2 protein-coding genes are annotated in these 1,454 nt (G+C 57.8%); one reads left to right on the forward strand and one right to left on the reverse strand.

The window, feature by feature from the left end; all coding sequences use genetic code 11:
* The coding region (locus Q8M88_RS03760) for a TetR/AcrR family transcriptional regulator (protein WP_305594913.1) at nt 1-675 on the forward strand (675 nt) is incomplete at its 5' end.
* A 14-nt stretch (nt 676-689) separates the two neighbouring features.
* Here Q8M88_RS03760 and Q8M88_RS03765 read toward each other — a convergent pair.
* On the reverse strand, nt 690-1,454 hold a 765-nt coding region (locus tag Q8M88_RS03765), incomplete at its 5' end, for a tripartite tricarboxylate transporter substrate binding protein (RefSeq protein ID WP_305594914.1).

Raw genomic sequence — 1,454 nt, forward strand, 5'->3', positions numbered from 1 at the left:
CGAAAAAATGGTGGGGTGCAGGCTCTTTCAATGCGTGGCTTGGCCGCAGAGCTTGGACTGAGTGCCATGGGCATCTACCGATACTTTGATAGCAAGGCTGCAGTGCTCCACGCCATGTGGCAGTACATCCTCATTGAGGCCACCGCCGCAACCAGCGGGGCATCGTCTCAAGGCAGCACAGCCCGTGAGCGATTGCGAGCGGGCATCGAGGCCTTCTTGATCTATTGGGAGACGCATCCGGAACACTTCAAATTGGTGTTTATGACCGAGGAAATACTGCAGCCTAGCGGTGTATCGAGCTATACCTCGCTCCCGGCGTACAGCGATGCCGTGAAAGTGGGGCATTGTCTGACGGAGGCTTTTATTGCCGAGGTAGGCGGCGACCCCAAATGCTTGCTCGCAGCTCGCGATCTGCGCATGGCGTTGATGGTCGGATACCTGCACGCCCGACTGGTCAATCAGCGCTTCCCTTGGCATGATCATGCTGTCTTGCGAAGCAACACCATAGAAGCCATTCTCCTCGGCATGGAAGCTTGCGTGACCAAGCCTACTTCTGGGTTGACAACGTCGGCGCCCACAGCGGCGAAGAAGTCCGGACGCAGAGGTGGGTCAACGGTGAAGAGTCCCACTGCAAAAAGGAGTGTCACCAAAAAAGCAAATGCGGCGCACACCTGAAGAACCCAAATTCTTTACGGTACCACCATCCCAGCAGCCACCACTTGACGAGCCCATCGTGCGCTGTCGTGCTGGATGACATCAGCGAAGGTTTGTGACGAGCTTGGCGCAGGTGTCGATCCCAGGCCTGTGACCCATGCTACAAATTCGCGCTCTTGCATGACGCGATGCAGGGTTTCCCGTAGGCGCTGTATTCGTGCAGGGGCGGTGCCGTCGGGAGCAACCATGCCTGCCCAGGCACCGACTTCCATGTCAGCAATGCCTTGTTCTCGCGCCGTCATCAAATCGGGGAGTGCCGGGTTGCGCTGAGGACCCAACACGGCCAATGCCTTCAATTTGCCGGCTTTGACCAACGGGACGGACACCGAACCATATTCAATGGAGAGGTCAGTGTGCCCGGCCATCAGATCTTGCATCGCCTGAGCCTGATTCGCATATTGAACGTACAACAACCGAAGGCCCGTGCGTTCTTGCATCATGCGGCCAGCCAGATGCTGGACAGATCGCACGCCAGGGGAAGCAAAGCGCAGCTCGGCAGCAGTCGATGCCGTCGATGTCATCAAGGTGGGTCGTGAGTTTGGTGCAGTGTGAGGATGCGCCAGCAACAGTGGGTAGCCCCTCGCAATCAGCGAAATCGGCGTGAAGAGTCGCAGCGGTTCAATCCGTTGTTTCGGGTACATCGCAGGCGTAATGCAGAGCGTGTTGATACCTGTCATCAGCAAGCTGTTTCCATCGGCCGGAGCGCGTGCCACAGCGTCAATAGCGGGTAGTCCGTCCGC

It is taken from the genome of Phenylobacterium sp. (assembly GCF_030693805.1).
Lineage (GTDB): Bacteria > Pseudomonadota > Alphaproteobacteria > Caulobacterales > Caulobacteraceae > Phenylobacterium.